Raw genomic sequence first — 14,855 nt, forward strand, 5'->3', positions numbered from 1 at the left:
CCTTTTCATTCAAGGACGATCATGCCCTAATCCGCCGTCTTGGGCAGCGTTCCGTTGGCGCCGGTGCGGATGATATTGTCCGCGACCGGCGGCAGCTCGAACGGCGCCGGCGGCGGCGATACGCTCAGCTTGTCGGCGAAGAGCAGGCGCCCGGGGCCGAGCTTGTAGAGAATCTGCGGCAGCAGCGCCTCGCCGAACACGAAGCAGCCTTCGCTGCGCCCGAGCTTGCCCTGCGTCGCGATCAGCGCGGGGTCGGCATACCAGGCGCCGTGGACGACGATCGCGCGGATGTCGGCGTTGCTGTTGTCGGGCTCCAGCCCCGCGAGGCGCATCGACGAACCGTTGGCGCCCCAATAATAGTCGCTGGTGCGATAGGCGCCGCGCGAACTGGCCAGCGATCCGACGCGGTTCGAGAAACTCTTGAGCCAACCGTCGTGCTGCGGGTCGGAACCGCGACCGTGGGTCACCGGATAGAGGTCGATGGTGCCCGCGACGAGGTCGACGAGCGCGAAGCGCGGACGCGAAGAGGGCAGTCCGAAATCGACGATGCCGACGCGATCGGTCTGGCCGATTCGGTTGCCCTGCCGTTCGAGCTGCTGGCGCGCGACCGCCAGATAATCGACCGGCGGCGCGGGCGGCGCCACCGGCTGCCGAATCCAGTCGGGGAACTGCGCGCGGGCCGGGACGGCGGCCATCGCCCCCGCACCGGCCAAGGCCGCCAGCATCGCCCTGCGATCCATCATCTCATTCACGTGCAACCCAACCCCGCATCGGCCGCCAGCCGGCGGCTCCTCGATCGTCATAAGCGCCTGTCCGCGTGGCAAAGGCAAGACGGTCGTGCTTCGTCATGCGGGAGAATGTGGCATATTCGCCATGAATAGCGGGTTTACGCCGGCGCCCCTTTTCACGACCTTGCCCGCGCCGGACCCGCGCGGTAGGAGCGAGCGCATGAAAGCGACCATCTGGCACAATCCCGCCTGCGGCACCTCGCGCAAGACCCTCGCCATCCTCGAAGAGACGCCCGGCGTCGAGGTCGAGGTCGTCGAATATCTGAAGACGCCCTACACCGCCGACAAGTTGCAGCAACTCTTCGCGGACGCCGGGCTGACGGCGCGCGAAGCGCTTCGCCTGCGCGGCACCGACGCCGAGGAGCGGGGCCTGCCCGACGCGGACGAGGACGCAATCATCGCCGCGATGGTGGCCAATCCCGCCTATGTGAACCGGCCCTTCGTCGAAACCGACAAGGGTGTGCGTTACTGCCGGCCGCAGGACGTGGTACGGGAAATTCTCTAGACTGCCGCTCCGTCACGTGCATTGACGCCGACATCGGCCGATCCGTCCCTCATGCGGCCGAAATCCGACCGCCCGCGATATGGAAACGCGTCACCGGGCCCGGCATGGCGTCGAACAGCGCCGCCTCGGTTCCGGTCAGCCACGCCTGCCCTCCCTGCCCCGCGAGCCGCTCGTAGAGCGCGGCACGGCGCGATGGGTCGAGATGCGCGGCGACCTCGTCGAGTAGCAGCACCGGCCGCCGCCCCCGCGCCCGCGCCCGCGCCACGCAATCGCCGTGCGCGAGGATGAGCGAGAGCAGCATTGCCTTTTGCTCGCCGGTCGAACAGCGCGCCGCCGCGCGGCCGCTCGCGGCGTGGACGGCGGACAGATCGTCGCGGTGCGGCCCGGCGGTCGCCCGTCCCGCCGCCGCGTCGATCCGCCGCCGCCCCGCGAACAGCGCACGCAGCGCCTCGGCCGTCCATGGTTCGGCGCGGGCCTCTCCTTCGCTGTCGACGAGCGTCAGCAGCGGCCGCGCGAAGGGGGCGTCGGGCTGCTGCGCCAGTTCGGCGGACAGCGCCGCGAGCGTGTGCTGCCGCGCCGCGTCGATTGCGGCGCCATGCTCGGCGAGTTGCGCTTCGAGACTGGCAAGCCATTGCGGGTCCGCCGAAGCCGCGTCGGCGAGCAGCTTGCCGCGCGCGCGCAGCGCCGCCTCGTAGCGGTTGCCGTGCTGCGCGTGGCGGGGATCGAGCGCCAGCACCAGCCGGTCGAGGAAGCGCCGCCGGTTCCCCGCGGTCTCGACGAACAGCCGGTCCATCGCGGGGGTGAGCCACAGCACCGCCAGCCAGTCGCCGAGCGCGGTCGCCGCCGCCGCGCCGCCGTTGATCCGCACCAGCCGCCGCCCCGGATGCGCGGGCTCGATCCCGGTGCCGAGCGCGACCGGCGGCAGATCGTCGCCCGCAAGCACCTCCGCGAACACCGCGAAGCCGCCGCTCGCCCCGTCGCGCACCATCTCGGCGAGCGGCGCGCGGCGCAGCCCGCGACCCGGCGCGAGCAGCGAGATCGCCTCCAATATATTGGTCTTGCCCGCGCCATTGTCGCCGTGGAGCGCGACCAGCCCCGGACCAGCGGCCAGATCCGCGCCGGCGTGATTGCGAAAATCGGTCAGCGAGAGGCGGATCAGCGTCATCGGCTTTCCGCGTAGGATATTTCCCACGCCAAGGGAAACCGCTCTTTCGCCCCGTGCGGCGCGACAGCGGGATCAGCAGGCGGGTTCATCGGCCACGAACCTGGGGGCGAACCGGCCTTCCATGCGGAGGTGACGAAAAACACCCCGCCGGATCCAAGCCGCATAGATCATGCCGATCAATGGCATTTTTTCCCATCATCGCGCAATTTTCACAACGAAATAAAATATCAAAACCGCAAAAACAGCGCTGAACCGCCAATGAACGCAATTGGCACGATCCCTGCAAAACACGGGACATCCACCGGACAACCCGGATGGGAGGAAAGAAAGGAACTTCACAATGGCCCGTTTCGACATGGACTCGTTCAAGAGCTACGCCCTCGCCGCCTTCGCATCGCTCTATGCCTCGGCCCTGCTGATGGCGATTGCCGCCCAGAACGCGCAGGTCGGCTCGCTGGTCGTCTGACCGGCCGCAGCCTTCGCCAGTAACGCCGGCCCCCGCGGCCGGGATCGAAAGGAACAACATGAAACAGGGTTTTCGCAAGAATCGTCAGGACGGCCTGATCTTCGGGGTCTGTGCCGGCCTGGCCGATCAGTTCGGCTTCGACGTCTTGTGGACACGCGTCGCCTTCGTGGCGCTGACCTTGCTCGGCTTCGGCCTGCCGCTGCTGCTCTACCTGACCGTCGCGATCCTCGCGCCCTAGCAGCACCGGGCCGGCCGCCTTCGAGGCGCCAGCACCGGCCCGCCCATTTCCAGAACCAGAAGCCCGTCGGCCGCGCCGGCGGGCTTTTTCATTCATCGATTCAGCGCGCCCCTTTTCGGGAACAAACGGCCGGTGCGCGCGCAATATTCGTCCCATGCGTCGCCGAACCGGCCGCGCATCAGAGCCTCCTCGTTCGGAACGCGAAGGAACCACATGGCCGCGAAGGCCGGCACGACCAGAAAGCCGGCGATCCAATTATGGATCAACAGCGGCTGCGCGAGCGCCGATATCCAGATCGCGGCATACATGGGATGGCGAATACGGGCATAGATGCCCTTTGCAACCAGCTGGTGCCCGTCGCGAACCTCCAGCCCCGGACTCCAGTTACGGCCAAGGTCCGCATGGCTGCGCCAGAACAGCCACAGATAGGCGGGCTGCGCCAGCGCCCCGATCGCCGTCGCCCAGTCGGGCAGCGAATAGTCGGCAAAGCCAAGGCCCCCTACCGCAAGATGAAGAAGGGGCAGCACCATCATCGCAAGAAACATCGCCGCAAGCAGCAGGATTTCGTCCAGTCCTTTGCGCGCATCGACCACGATATTGGCGCGGTTGCGCTTCGCATGCGGCGTGCGAATGGCGAAGGTCGCGACGAAGGCCGCGAGCCAGACCAGCGCCCCCCAGCCATTCTCCCGCCATCGCAGCGCGGCAGCCAGCAACAACGCGAGAGCGACGATCACGGTCGCCGCCATGACCAGCCCTTTCAGGATCGGTCGCTGCGCCTTGTCCGCCATCTTTCCCTCCCGTGCGTGCGTCGATGGCTGCCGCTTACTATATTTGATATTGATTCTCAATATCTATTAAAAAGAGGGCCAACCGGAAACTCTCGGCCTCTTGCCCATGCCGAACTCGTTTCGACATCCGTGGCCGACCTCACCTTCATTCAAGGGCAGGCCGCGTCCCCTGAAGCTGGGGATTATCCCTGCCCGACAGGAATTGTTCCCCGGCGAAAGCCGGGGTCCATGCCAGATGGCGCTGCCGCTTCCGGACCCCGGCTTTCGCCGGGGAGCGAGATCCGCCATGTTCCAAGGGAGGAGACGAACCAATCCCGTTCAGGGTAGCGTAACAGGAGGGATTGGCCGTGCCGAACGCAGACATATTCGCGAGCCACCGGACTCCCAAAAGAAAGCCCCGCCGGATCGCTCCGGCGGGGCTTCTTTCCTTTGGCCGTCGGGCCGGCGTGAGGCTTATTCTTCCTCGCCGCCTTCGGGACGGTCCTCGACCATCACGTCGTCGGTGGTGAAGTCCTCGCCCTGTACCTTGCCGAGCGGATCGTCGCCCAGCGCGGCTTCGGGGCCCTGCGCCAGTTCGGCCGCATGCTCCTCGGCCGCCGTCTGCGGCGCGACGAGGTGCGCCTCGTTCGCGGCGCGCATGGCGGCGCGCAGCGCGGCGTCCTTCGACGAAGCGGTGACGCGGACGCGGTTCATCGCCGCGCCGGTGCCCGCCGGGATCAGGCGGCCGACGATGACATTCTCCTTGAGGCCCATCAGCGAGTCGACCTTGCCCTGCACCGATGCTTCGGTGAGAACGCGGGTCGTTTCCTGGAAGGACGCCGCCGAGACGAAGCTGCGCGTCTGCAGGCTCGCCTTGGTGATACCGAGGAGGACCGGGCGGCCCTCGGCAGGCTTGCCGTTCTTGGGCAGCTTGGCGTTATATTCCATCATCTCCAGATAATCGAGCTGCTCGCCCGGCAGCAGCGTGGTGTCGCCGCCGTCGGTGATCTCGACCTTCTGCAGCATCTGGCGGACGATCACCTCGATGTGCTTGTCGTTGATCTTCACGCCCTGGAGTCGATAGACTTCCTGGATCTCCGCGACGAGGAACTCGGCCAGTGCCTCGACCCCCATGACGTCGAGGATGTCGTGCGGGTTGGGCGAGCCGCTGATCAGCGCGTCGCCGCGCTTCACATAGTCGCCTTCCTGCACCTCGAGCACCTTCGACTTGGGGATCAGATATTCGACCGGATCGCCTTCTTCCGGAACGATCGCGATCTTGCGCTTCGCCTTGTAATCCTTGACGAATTCGATGCGGCCGCTGATCTTGGCGATCACCGAATTATCCTTGGGGATGCGCGCCTCGAACAGTTCGGCGACGCGCGGCAGACCGCCGGTGATGTCGCGCGTCTTCGACGCTTCGCGCGTGACGCGCGCCAGCACGTCGCCCGCCTTCACGTCCTGCCCGTCGTCGACCGAGATCATCGTGCCGACCGCGAGCAGGTAGCGCGCCGCTTCGCCGCTCGTCTCATCGAGCAGGGTCAGCCGCGGCTGGAGCTCTTCCTTCTTGCCGCGGCCCGTGGCGCGATATTCGATGACGACGCGCTGCGCGATGCCGGTCGCCTCGTCGACCTGTTCGGCCAGCGTCTTGCCGTCGATCAGGTCCTGATACTTCACGACACCGTTCTTTTCGGTGATCAGCGGCATGGTGAACGGATCCCATTCGGCGATCCGGTCGCCCTTCTTCACCTTTTCGCCGTCCTTGTGCATGATCTGCGCACCATAGGGCAGGCGATGGGTCGCGCGCTCGCGGCCCTCGGGGTCGATGACCGCGATCTCGCCCGAACGCGACAGCGCCAGACGGCGGCCGCGCTGATCGACGATCGTTTCCATGTCGCGATATTCGATCGTGCCGTCGGAGATCGCCTCCAGGTTCGACTGTTCGTTGACCTGCGCCGCGCCGCCGATGTGAAAGGTCCGCATCGTGAGCTGCGTGCCCGGCTCGCCGATCGACTGCGCCGCGATGACGCCGACCGCTTCACCGATGTTCACCGGCGTGCCGCGCGCGAGGTCGCGGCCATAGCATTTGGCGCAGACGCCCAGCGCCGCTTCGCAAACGAGCGGGCTGCGAATCTTGACCGCCTGAACCTCGGCCTCCTCGATCTTCGCGACCGTGGCTTCGTCGAGCAGCGTTCCGACCGGCGCGAGCAGCGTGCCGTCGGAATCGGTGACGTCCTCGAGCGTCGTGCGGCCGAGGATGCGCTCGCCGAGCGACGCGATCACCGATCCGCCCTGCACGATCGCGCGCATTTCCATGCCGCGATCGGTGCCGCAATCCTCCTCGATCACCACGCAATCCTGCGACACGTCGACGAGACGGCGGGTCAGATAGCCTGAGTTCGCCGTCTTGAGCGCCGTGTCCGCCAGGCCCTTGCGGGCGCCGTGGGTCGAGTTGAAATATTCGAGGACGGTCAGGCCTTCCTTGAAGTTCGAGATGATCGGCGTTTCGATGATCTCGCCCGACGGCTTGGCCATCAGCCCGCGCATGCCGGCGAGCTGCTTCATCTGCGCCTGCGAACCGCGGGCACCCGAGTGCGCCATCATGTAGATCGAGTTGATCGGCGCGAGGCGACCGTCGTCGAGCTTCGGCGTAGCGCGGATCTCGTCCATCATCGCGTTCGCGACCTTGTCGCCACACTGCGACCAGGCATCGATCGCCTTGTTGTATTTTTCTTGCTGCGTGATCAGACCGTCCTGATACTGCTGCTCGAAATCCTTCACCAGGGCGCGCGTCTCGTCGACCAGCTTCTCCTTGGCCGCCGGGATGATCATGTCGTCCTTGCCAAACGAGATGCCGGCACGGAAAGCGTGACGGAAGCCCAGCGCCATGATCGCGTCGGCGAACAGCACCGTCTCCTTCTGCCCGGTGTGGCGATAGACCTGGTCGATGACGTCGCCGATCTCCTTCTTGGTGAGGAGACGGTTGACGACGTCGAAGGGCACGGTGTGCGACTTCGGCAGGCATTCGCCGATCAGCATGCGGCCCGGGGTGGTCTCGAACCGCTTGAGGTAGCTGTTGCCCTGCTCGTCGGTCTGCGGGACGCGGCTGATCACGCGCGTGTGCAGCGTCACCGCGCCCGTGTAGAGCGCCTGGTGCACCTCGGCCATGTCGGCGAGCAGCATGCCCTCGCCCGGCTCGCCCTCGCGCTCCATCGACAGATAATAGAGACCGAGAACCATGTCCTGCGACGGCACGATGATCGGCTTGCCGTTCGCGGGGGACAGGATGTTGTTGGTCGACATCATCAGCACGCGCGCTTCGAGCTGCGCTTCGAGCGACAGCGGGACGTGCACGGCCATCTGGTCGCCGTCGAAGTCGGCGTTGAACGCGGCGCAGACCAGCGGGTGGAGCTGGATCGCCTTACCCTCGATCAGCACCGGCTCGAACGCCTGGATGCCGAGGCGGTGGAGCGTCGGCGCGCGGTTCAGCAGCACCGGATGCTCGCGGATCACCTCGTCGAGGATGTCCCAGACTTCCTTGCGTTCCTTCTCGACCCACTTCTTCGCCTGCTTCAGGGTCATCGACAGACCCTTGGCGTCGAGGCGCGCGTAGATGAACGGCTTGAACAGTTCGAGCGCCATCTTCTTGGGCAGGCCGCACTGGTGCAGCTTGAGTTCGGGGCCGGTCACGATGACCGAACGGCCCGAATAGTCGACGCGCTTGCCGAGCAGGTTCTGGCGGAAGCGGCCCTGCTTGCCCTTAAGCATGTCGGACAGCGACTTGAGCGGACGCTTGTTGGCGCCGGTGATCGTGCGGCCGCGGCGGCCGTTGTCGAACAATGCGTCGACGGCTTCCTGCAACATGCGCTTTTCGTTGCGGACGATGATGTCCGGGGCGCGCAGTTCCATCAGCCTTTTCAGACGGTTGTTGCGGTTGATGACGCGGCGGTAGAGGTCGTTGAGGTCCGACGTCGCGAAGCGGCCGCCGTCGAGCGGCACCAGCGGGCGCAGTTCGGGCGGGATCACGGGGATGACTTCCAGGATCATCCATTCGGGACGGTTGCCCGATTCGATGAAGCTCTCCACGACCTTCAGGCGCTTGATGATCTTCTTGGGCTTGAGCTCCGACTTGGTCGTCGCCAGCTCTTCCATCAGATCGCTGCGTTCCTGTTCGAGATCGAGATTCTCGAGCAGCACGCGGATCGCCTCGGCACCGATCCCGGCCGAGAAGGCGTCCTCGCCATATTCGTCCTGCGCGTCGAGCAGTTCGTCCTCGGTCAAAAGCTGGAACTTCTCCAGCGGCGTCAGGCCGGGTTCGAGGACGATATAGGCCTCGAAATAGAGGACGCGCTCAAGCTGCTTGAGCTGCATGTCGAGCAGCAGGCCGATGCGCGACGGCAGCGACTTCAGGAACCAGATGTGCGCGACCGGCGCGGCGAGTTCGATATGGCCCATGCGCTCGCGGCGGACCTTGGTCACCGTGACCTCGACGCCGCACTTCTCGCACACGATTCCCTTGTATTTCATGCGCTTGTACTTGCCGCACAGGCATTCGTAATCCTTGATCGGACCGAAGATGCGCGCGCAGAACAGGCCGTCGCGCTCGGGCTTGAACGTGCGGTAGTTGATCGTCTCGGGCTTCTTGATCTCGCCGAACGACCACGAGCGGATACGCTCGGGGCTGGCGATGCCGATCTTGATCATGTCGAAGGTTTCGGGCTTCGCCACCGGGTTCATGAAGTTGGTAAGCTGGTTCATATTTCAGGCTCCATCTTCCCCTCTCGCGGCCAGCGAGAGGGGTGAGGAAAAAATCATTCGGCGGCTTCGGGAAGAGCGTCCGGACCTTCGTCGGGGTCTTCGTCCGCATAGGACGAAAGCTCGACGTTGAGGCCCAGCGAGCGCATTTCCTTGACGAGCACGTTGAAGCTTTCGGGAATGCCGGCCTCGAAGGTGTCGTCGCCCTTGACGATCGCTTCATAGACCTTGGTGCGGCCGATCACATCGTCGGACTTCACCGTCAGCATTTCCTGCAGCGTGTACGCAGCGCCATAGGCCTGGAGCGCCCAGACCTCCATCTCGCCGAAGCGCTGGCCGCCGAACTGCGCCTTACCGCCCAGCGGCTGCTGGGTGACGAGGCTGTAGGGACCGATCGACCGCGCGTGGATCTTGTCGTCGACCAGGTGGTGCAGCTTGAGGATATACATATATCCCACCGTCACCCGGCGGTCGAAGCGATCGCCGGTGCGGCCGTCATACAGATCGACCTGACCCGAGCGATCGAGCCCGGCGCGTTCGAGCATCGCCGACACGTCGCCCTCGCGCGCGCCGTCGAACACCGGCGTCGCGAAGGGCACGCCCAGCGACAGCCGCCCGGCGAGGTCGACGACCTGATCGGGGGTCCGCGCCTCGATGTCGGCGGCATAGTCCTCGCCATAGGCATTGAGCAGCGCCTCACGGACCGCCTCAGGCGGCGATGCCGCTTCGGGGTTCGGGTTCGCCGCGCGCCACTCGTCGAGCGCCGCGGTGATCTGCCGCCCGAAGCCGCGCGATGCCCAGCCGAGGTGCGTTTCGAGGATCTGCCCCACGTTCATGCGGCTCGGCACGCCCAGCGGGTTGAGCACGACATCGACGTGCGTCCCATCCTCGAGGAACGGCATGTCCTCGATCGGCAGAATGCGGCTGATGATGCCCTTGTTGCCGTGACGGCCGGCCATCTTGTCGCCCGACTGCAGCTTGCGCTTGATCGCGACGAACACCTTGACCATCTTGAGCACGCCCGGCGCCAGTTCGTCGCCGCGCTGCAGCTTTTCGACGCGATCCTCATATTTCGCGTTGATGCGCTTGATCGCCTCGTCATACTGCGCCTTGATCGCTTCGAGCGCGGCCTGTGCGCGGTCGTCGACGACGGCGAGCTTCCACCAGTCGGAGCGTTCGAGCTCGACAAGCTGCTCTTCGGTCAGCGCATCGCCCTTCTTCATGCCCTTCGGCACCGCGCTTGTAGTCTGGCCGACCAGCAGTTCCTTGAGGCTGGAGAAGGTCGCGCGGTTGAGGATCGAGCGTTCGTCGTCGGCGTCCTGCTTCAGCCGTTCGATCTCCTCGCGTTCGATCGCGATCGCGCGCTCGTCCTTGTCGATGCCGTGGCGGTTGAAGACGCGAACCTCGACGACCGTGCCAGACACACCCGGCGGCAGGCGCAGCGAGGTGTCGCGCACGTCGCTCGCCTTTTCGCCGAAGATGGCGCGCAGCAGCTTTTCTTCCGGCGTCATCGGGCTTTCGCCCTTCGGCGTGATCTTGCCGACCAGGATATCGCCCGGGCCGACCTCGGCGCCGATATAGACGATGCCCGCCTCGTCGAGGTTACGCAGCGCTTCCTCGCCGACGTTCGGAATGTCGCGGGTGATGTCTTCCGGCCCGAGGCGCGTATCGCGCGCGGTGACCTCGAACTCCTCGATATGGATCGAGGTGAAGACGTCGTCCTTCACGATGCGCTCGGAAATGAGGATCGAGTCCTCATAATTGTAGCCGTTCCACGGCATGAAGGCGACGAGCACATTCTTGCCGAGCGCCAGTTCGCCGAGTTCGGTCGACGGACCGTCGGCGATGATGTCGCCGGTGCGGATCACCTCGCCCACCTTCACCAGCGGGCGCTGGTTGATACAGGTGTTCTGGTTCGAGCGCTGGAACTTCTGCAGGCGATAGATGTCGACGCCCGACTTGCCCGGTTCGACCATGTCGGTCGCGCGGATGACGATGCGGGTCGCATCGACCTGATCGACGATACCGCCGCGGCGCGCCGCGATGGCCGCGCCCGAATCGCGCGCGACGGTGCCTTCCATGCCGGTGCCGACCACGGGCGCCTCGGCCCGCAGCAGCGGCACCGCCTGACGCTGCATGTTCGATCCCATCAGCGCGCGGTTGGCGTCGTCGTTCTCGAGGAAGGGGATCAGCGACGCCGCGACCGAAACGAGCTGCTTCGGCGACACGTCCATCAGCGTGATCTGGCCCTTCGGCGCCATCAGGAATTCGCCCGCCTCGCGCGCCGAGATCAGTTCCTCGGCAAAGCTGCCGTCGGGGTTGAGATCGGCGTTCGCCTGCGCGACGGTGTGCTTCGATTCCTCCATCGCCGACAGATAGACGACCTCGTTGGTCACCTTGCCGTCGACGATGCGGCGATACGGCGTCTCGATGAAGCCGTATTTATTGACGCGCGCAAAGGTCGCGAGGCTGTTGATCAGACCGATGTTCGGACCTTCCGGCGTTTCGATCGGACAGATGCGGCCATAGTGGGTCGGGTGAACGTCGCGGACCTCGAAGCCCGCGCGCTCACGCGTCAGACCGCCCGGCCCGAGCGCCGAAACGCGGCGCTTGTGGGTGACTTCGGACAGCGGGTTGGTCTGGTCCATGAACTGCGAAAGCTGCGACGAGCCGAAGAATTCGCGCACCGCGGCGACCGCGGGCTTCGCGTTGATCAGGTCGTTCGGCATGACGGTCGACACGTCGACCGACGACATGCGCTCCTTCACCGCGCGCTCCATGCGCAGCAAGCCGACGCGATACTGATTTTCCAGCAGTTCGCCGACCGAACGGACGCGGCGGTTGCCGAGATTGTCGATATCGTCGATCTCGCCCTTGCCGTCCTTCAGGTTCACCAGCTCCTTGACCACGGCGAGGATGTCCTCGCTGCGCAGCGTCGTCACCGTGTCCTCGGCATCGAGGCCGAGGCGCATGTTGAGTTTGACGCGGCCGACCGCCGACAGGTCGTAACGCTCGGGGTCGAAGAAGAGGCCGCCGAACAGCGCTTCCGCCGTCTCGCGCGTCGGCGGTTCGCCGGGGCGCATGACGCGATAGATGTCGCTCAGCGCCTGGTCGCGGTCCTCGGCCTTGTCGGCCTTCAGCGTGTTGCGGATCCACGGGCCGGTGTTGTTGTGGTCGATGTCGAGCAGCACCAGCTTGTCGATGCCCGCCGCGTCCATCTTTTCGAGATTCTCGGCCGTCACTTCGTCGCCGGCCTCGATATAGATCTCGCCGGTCGCCTCGTTGATCAGGTCATAGGCCGAATAGCGGCCGAAGATTTCCTCGGTCGGGATCAGCAGCGTGTCGAGCCCGTCCTTCGCCGCCTTGTTGGCGAGACGCGGGCTGATCTTGTGGCCCGCGGCGAAGACGACTTCGCCGGTCTTGGCGTCGACGACGTCGAACGCGGGCTTGGCACCGCGCCAGTTCTCGACGACGAAGGGCACCTTCCAGCCGTTCTCGGCGCGCTCGAAGACGAGGCGGTCGTAGAAGAAATTGAGGATGTCCTCGCCCGACATGCCCAGCGCATAAAGCAGAGTCGTGACCGGCAGCTTGCGCTTGCGGTCGATGCGGACGTTGACGATGTCCTTGGCGTCGAACTCGAAATCGAGCCACGAACCGCGATAGGGAATGACGCGCGCGGCAAACAGATATTTGCCCGACGAATGGGTCTTGCCGCGGTCATGGTCGAAGAGCACGCCCGGTGAACGGTGCATCTGCGACACGATGACGCGCTCGGTGCCGTTGATGAAGAAGGTGCCGTTCTCGGTCATGAGCGGCATGTCGCCCATGTAGACGTCCTGCTCCTTGATATCGAGGACCGAGCGGGTGTCAGTTTCGCTATCGACCTCGAACACGATCAGGCGCAGCGTGACCTTCATCGGCGCCGCATAGGTGATGCCGCGCTGACGGCATTCCTCGACGTCATATTTCGGATCTTCGAGTTCGTAGTGGACGAAGTCGAGTTCGGCGGTGCCGGCGAAATCGCGGATCGGGAAAACGCTGCGCAGCGTCTTTTCGAGGCCCGAGACATAGCCGACCGAGGGGTCGGACCGCAGAAACTGTTCATAGGATTCGCGCTGCACCTCGATGAGGTTGGGCATTTCCACCGCTTCGTGGATGTTGCCGAACAGCTTGCGGATTCGCTTGCTTGCGGTTGCTTCGAGGGCCTTGCCCACCGACGTCGCCTTGGTCGCCATAGTGATTGTCTCGCCTGCAAAAAATCAAGTCGCGAGCGCGATAGGGACGCAAAAAGGCCGCAGGCAACCGTTGCCGGTTTACCGCAGCTTCTCAACGCATCCCGAAATCCCCGAAGCCCTATTCCTGTGGCCCGCTGCGCAAGGTCGGACCCGTCCCGGACGTAAGGAGGTGTGGGCGCGATATAGGATCGGAGCCGCGCGCTGTCAACGTGGGGAGGTTGCCACGATGCCCCGCGCACTCACCCCCATGTCATGCTGAACTTGTTTCAGCATGACGAAGCATGTTGAAGCGGGCTCGGACCCGCACCCTCAGCCGCAATCGCCTCCGACGGCGCAGACGTCGCCCTCCTGCCCGACCGGCGGAATCGCGCCCTCCCCCTCGTCGAGCAGTTGCTGGATCGCGGCGCCGACGGCGAGGTCTGGGACATGGCCGAAGCGATGCAGGCGAAGGCGGCCCTGCCGGTCGATCAGCAACAGGCTCGGCGTGCCGCGCAGACCATAGCGCGCCATCGTGACCGGCATGCCCGCCGGATCGTCGTGGCGATCGACCGCCACCGGAAAGGCGATACGATATTCGTGGAGAAAGGGCTCGAGCGACACCGGGGTCATCGCGGCATGATGTTCGAACACGCTGTGCAGGCCGATGACGGCGACCGCTTCCTTCGGGAACAGCTCATATATCCGCTGGAGCTGCGGCAGGCCGTTGGCGACGCAGCCGGGGCACAGCATCTGGAAGGCGCCGATCGCCACGACGCGGCCGCGCAGCGCCGCGAGCGACAGCGGCGCGCTGTTGAACCAGCGCGCAATGTCGAGTTCGGGGGCCGCGCCCGCTCCGGCCGTCACCGGCCCTTCCAATAGTCGTTCGCCGCGGCGACGGTCGCGAAATGGGTCGCGACGACCTGCGACGCGGCGATCAGTGAATCGGCATTGCCGCCATAGGCCGCCCGGCCCGCATCGCGGACCGCGGCGTCGGGCTGCGTCAGCTTGACCGCGATACGCGCCATCTTGACCGCGAGCGCGAAGCCCTCTTCGGGCGTTTCGGTCGTCAGGCTCGGCAGCCAGCTTGCGTCACTCATCCTTTTTCTCCTTTGCGGGCGCCCGGACTCGGACAGCCGCGGCGAGCCTAGGCCTTTGCAGCCGAAAATGCACATCGGCGCCGAGCGCCGTCGCCGCCCCGTCGCGGCCGATTACACGACTCGTCCCGCCGAACGCACGGTTCGGCAGCATCGCGTTGGCTATATCGCGCGCTGGCGGGTTCAGCGTGCATGTCTGTTGATCACCAAGGAGAATGAACGCGATGCGAAAGATCGCCTGTTTGATGACGTCTCTTTCCCTCGGCATGGCCCTCGCCGCTGCTGCTCCGGCGGCAGCGCAGGAAGCGGCCCAGGCCGCGGCCGGCCCCAATCTTGCGCCCGGAACGGTCGTCTATGATTCCGAAGGCGCCGAAATCGGTCCGGTTTCCAGCGAGGTCGGCGACAATATCGTCGTGATGCTGGGCGACAAGCCGGTCACCCTTCCCAAGAATGCATTCGGCCAGTCCGACAAGGGCCCCGCGATCACCATCACCCGCGCGCAGTTGACCGCCGCGGTCGATCAGGCGGCCGCCCAGACCGCCGCCGCACTCGACGCCGCGATCCAGCCGGGTGCCGATATCCTCGGCGCGAATGGCAGCGCCGTGGTCGGCAAGGTCAAGCTGGTCGAAGCCGACGGCATCGTCGTCGCGACATCGAGCGGCGACGTCAAGCTGCCGCGCCATGCCTTCTTCCTCTCGCCCAAGGGTCTCGCCACCAGCTTCACCGCCGAGCAGTTCGCCGCGGCGGTCGCCGAAGCGACGGCCCCGGCAACCGCGAGCGAAGCGGTTGCCGATGCCGATACCGAGACGCCGGATCGCTCCGCGAACTGACGCGTCGCAGATCGCAAACAGGAAGGGCGCGGA

General features: G+C 65.6%; 11 protein-coding genes. 4 read left to right on the plus strand and 7 right to left on the minus strand.

What is annotated here, in order from left to right; translation table 11 throughout:
- Positions 1-26 precede the first annotated feature (26 nt).
- Positions 27-743: a murein L,D-transpeptidase catalytic domain family protein gene (locus SGR02S_RS10890; RefSeq protein ID WP_255211445.1), complete on the minus strand. Its 717-nt coding sequence runs from the start codon at positions 741-743 to the stop codon at positions 27-29.
- Between the two features lie 205 nt (positions 744-948).
- Here SGR02S_RS10890 and arsC point away from each other — a divergent pair, with 205 nt between their 5' ends.
- The gene (arsC, locus tag SGR02S_RS10895) at positions 949-1,293 is read left to right on the plus strand and encodes an arsenate reductase (glutaredoxin) (protein ID WP_067109258.1); all 345 of its coding nucleotides are present in this window, start codon (positions 949-951) and stop codon (positions 1,291-1,293) included.
- Positions 1,294-1,342: 49 nt separating this feature from the next.
- On the opposite strand, the gene recF is transcribed toward arsC, so the two are convergent.
- Positions 1,343-2,458 (minus strand): DNA replication/repair protein RecF, encoded by a 1,116-nt coding sequence (gene recF, locus SGR02S_RS10900; RefSeq protein ID WP_067109261.1) that lies wholly within the window; start codon positions 2,456-2,458, stop codon positions 1,343-1,345.
- 340 nt (positions 2,459-2,798) lie between these two features.
- Here recF and SGR02S_RS20570 point away from each other — a divergent pair, with 340 nt between their 5' ends.
- A complete protein-coding gene (locus tag SGR02S_RS20570) occupies positions 2,799-2,924 on the plus strand; it encodes a hypothetical protein (protein WP_255211446.1) in 126 nt (41 codons plus the stop codon).
- A gap of 58 nt (positions 2,925-2,982) precedes the next feature.
- Entirely contained in the window at positions 2,983-3,162 is a 180-nt protein-coding gene (locus SGR02S_RS10905; RefSeq protein ID WP_067109263.1) for a PspC domain-containing protein, read from the plus strand.
- A 92-nt stretch (positions 3,163-3,254) separates the two neighbouring features.
- Here SGR02S_RS10905 and SGR02S_RS10910 read toward each other — a convergent pair whose 3' ends face one another.
- From SGR02S_RS10910 to SGR02S_RS10930, 5 genes are all read right to left on the minus strand, one after another.
- The gene (locus SGR02S_RS10910; protein ID WP_218000132.1) at positions 3,255-3,950 is read right to left on the minus strand and encodes a protein-S-isoprenylcysteine O-methyltransferase; all 696 of its coding nucleotides are present in this window, start codon (positions 3,948-3,950) and stop codon (positions 3,255-3,257) included.
- A 453-nt stretch (positions 3,951-4,403) separates the two neighbouring features.
- Positions 4,404-8,687 carry a DNA-directed RNA polymerase subunit beta' gene (gene rpoC, locus SGR02S_RS10915; RefSeq protein WP_067109266.1) on the minus strand — a complete coding sequence of 1,428 codons (4,284 nt, stop codon included), beginning with the start codon at positions 8,685-8,687 and terminating at the stop codon, positions 4,404-4,406.
- Between the two features lie 53 nt (positions 8,688-8,740).
- Complete coding sequence (rpoB, locus tag SGR02S_RS10920; RefSeq protein ID WP_067109270.1) at positions 8,741-12,919, minus strand: DNA-directed RNA polymerase subunit beta; 4,179 nt, start codon at positions 12,917-12,919, stop codon at positions 8,741-8,743.
- A gap of 309 nt (positions 12,920-13,228) precedes the next feature.
- A complete protein-coding gene (locus SGR02S_RS10925; RefSeq protein WP_067109274.1) occupies positions 13,229-13,762 on the minus strand; it encodes a redoxin domain-containing protein in 534 nt (177 codons plus the stop codon).
- Positions 13,759-13,995, minus strand: a complete 237-nt coding sequence (locus SGR02S_RS10930) for a hexameric tyrosine-coordinated heme protein (RefSeq protein ID WP_067109277.1) — start codon at positions 13,993-13,995, stop codon at positions 13,759-13,761. The genes SGR02S_RS10925 and SGR02S_RS10930 overlap by 4 nt, the downstream gene beginning before the upstream one ends.
- Positions 13,996-14,237: 242 nt before the next feature.
- Here SGR02S_RS10930 and SGR02S_RS10935 point away from each other — a divergent pair, with 242 nt between their 5' ends.
- Entirely contained in the window at positions 14,238-14,822 is a 585-nt protein-coding gene (locus SGR02S_RS10935; protein ID WP_255211447.1) for a hypothetical protein, read from the plus strand.
- Positions 14,823-14,855: the final 33 nt, after the last annotated feature.

This window comes from Sphingopyxis granuli NBRC 100800, assembly GCF_001591045.1.
GTDB classification, from domain to species: Bacteria; Pseudomonadota; Alphaproteobacteria; order Sphingomonadales; family Sphingomonadaceae; genus Sphingopyxis; species Sphingopyxis granuli.

Excerpts from the sequence above, each read along its gene's own strand:
- SGR02S_RS10905 (WP_067109263.1), top strand. The coding sequence starts at position 2,983 with ATGAAACAGGGTTTTCGCAAGAATCGTCAGGACGGCCTGATCTTCGGG.
- SGR02S_RS10935 (WP_255211447.1), top strand. The coding sequence starts at position 14,238 with ATGACGTCTCTTTCCCTCGGCATGGCCCTCGCCGCTGCTGCTCCGGCG.
- SGR02S_RS10930 (WP_067109277.1), bottom strand. The coding sequence starts at position 13,995 with ATGAGTGACGCAAGCTGGCTGCCGAGCCTGACGACCGAAACGCCCGAA.
- SGR02S_RS20570 (WP_255211446.1), top strand. The coding sequence starts at position 2,799 with ATGGCCCGTTTCGACATGGACTCGTTCAAGAGCTACGCCCTCGCCGCC.
- arsC (WP_067109258.1), top strand. The coding sequence starts at position 949 with ATGAAAGCGACCATCTGGCACAATCCCGCCTGCGGCACCTCGCGCAAG.
- recF (WP_067109261.1), bottom strand. The coding sequence starts at position 2,458 with ATGACGCTGATCCGCCTCTCGCTGACCGATTTTCGCAATCACGCCGGC.
- rpoB (WP_067109270.1), bottom strand. The coding sequence starts at position 12,919 with ATGGCGACCAAGGCGACGTCGGTGGGCAAGGCCCTCGAAGCAACCGCA.
- SGR02S_RS10910 (WP_218000132.1), bottom strand. The coding sequence starts at position 3,950 with ATGGCGGACAAGGCGCAGCGACCGATCCTGAAAGGGCTGGTCATGGCG.
- rpoC (WP_067109266.1), bottom strand. The coding sequence starts at position 8,687 with ATGAACCAGCTTACCAACTTCATGAACCCGGTGGCGAAGCCCGAAACC.
- SGR02S_RS10890 (WP_255211445.1), bottom strand. The coding sequence starts at position 743 with ATGATGGATCGCAGGGCGATGCTGGCGGCCTTGGCCGGTGCGGGGGCG.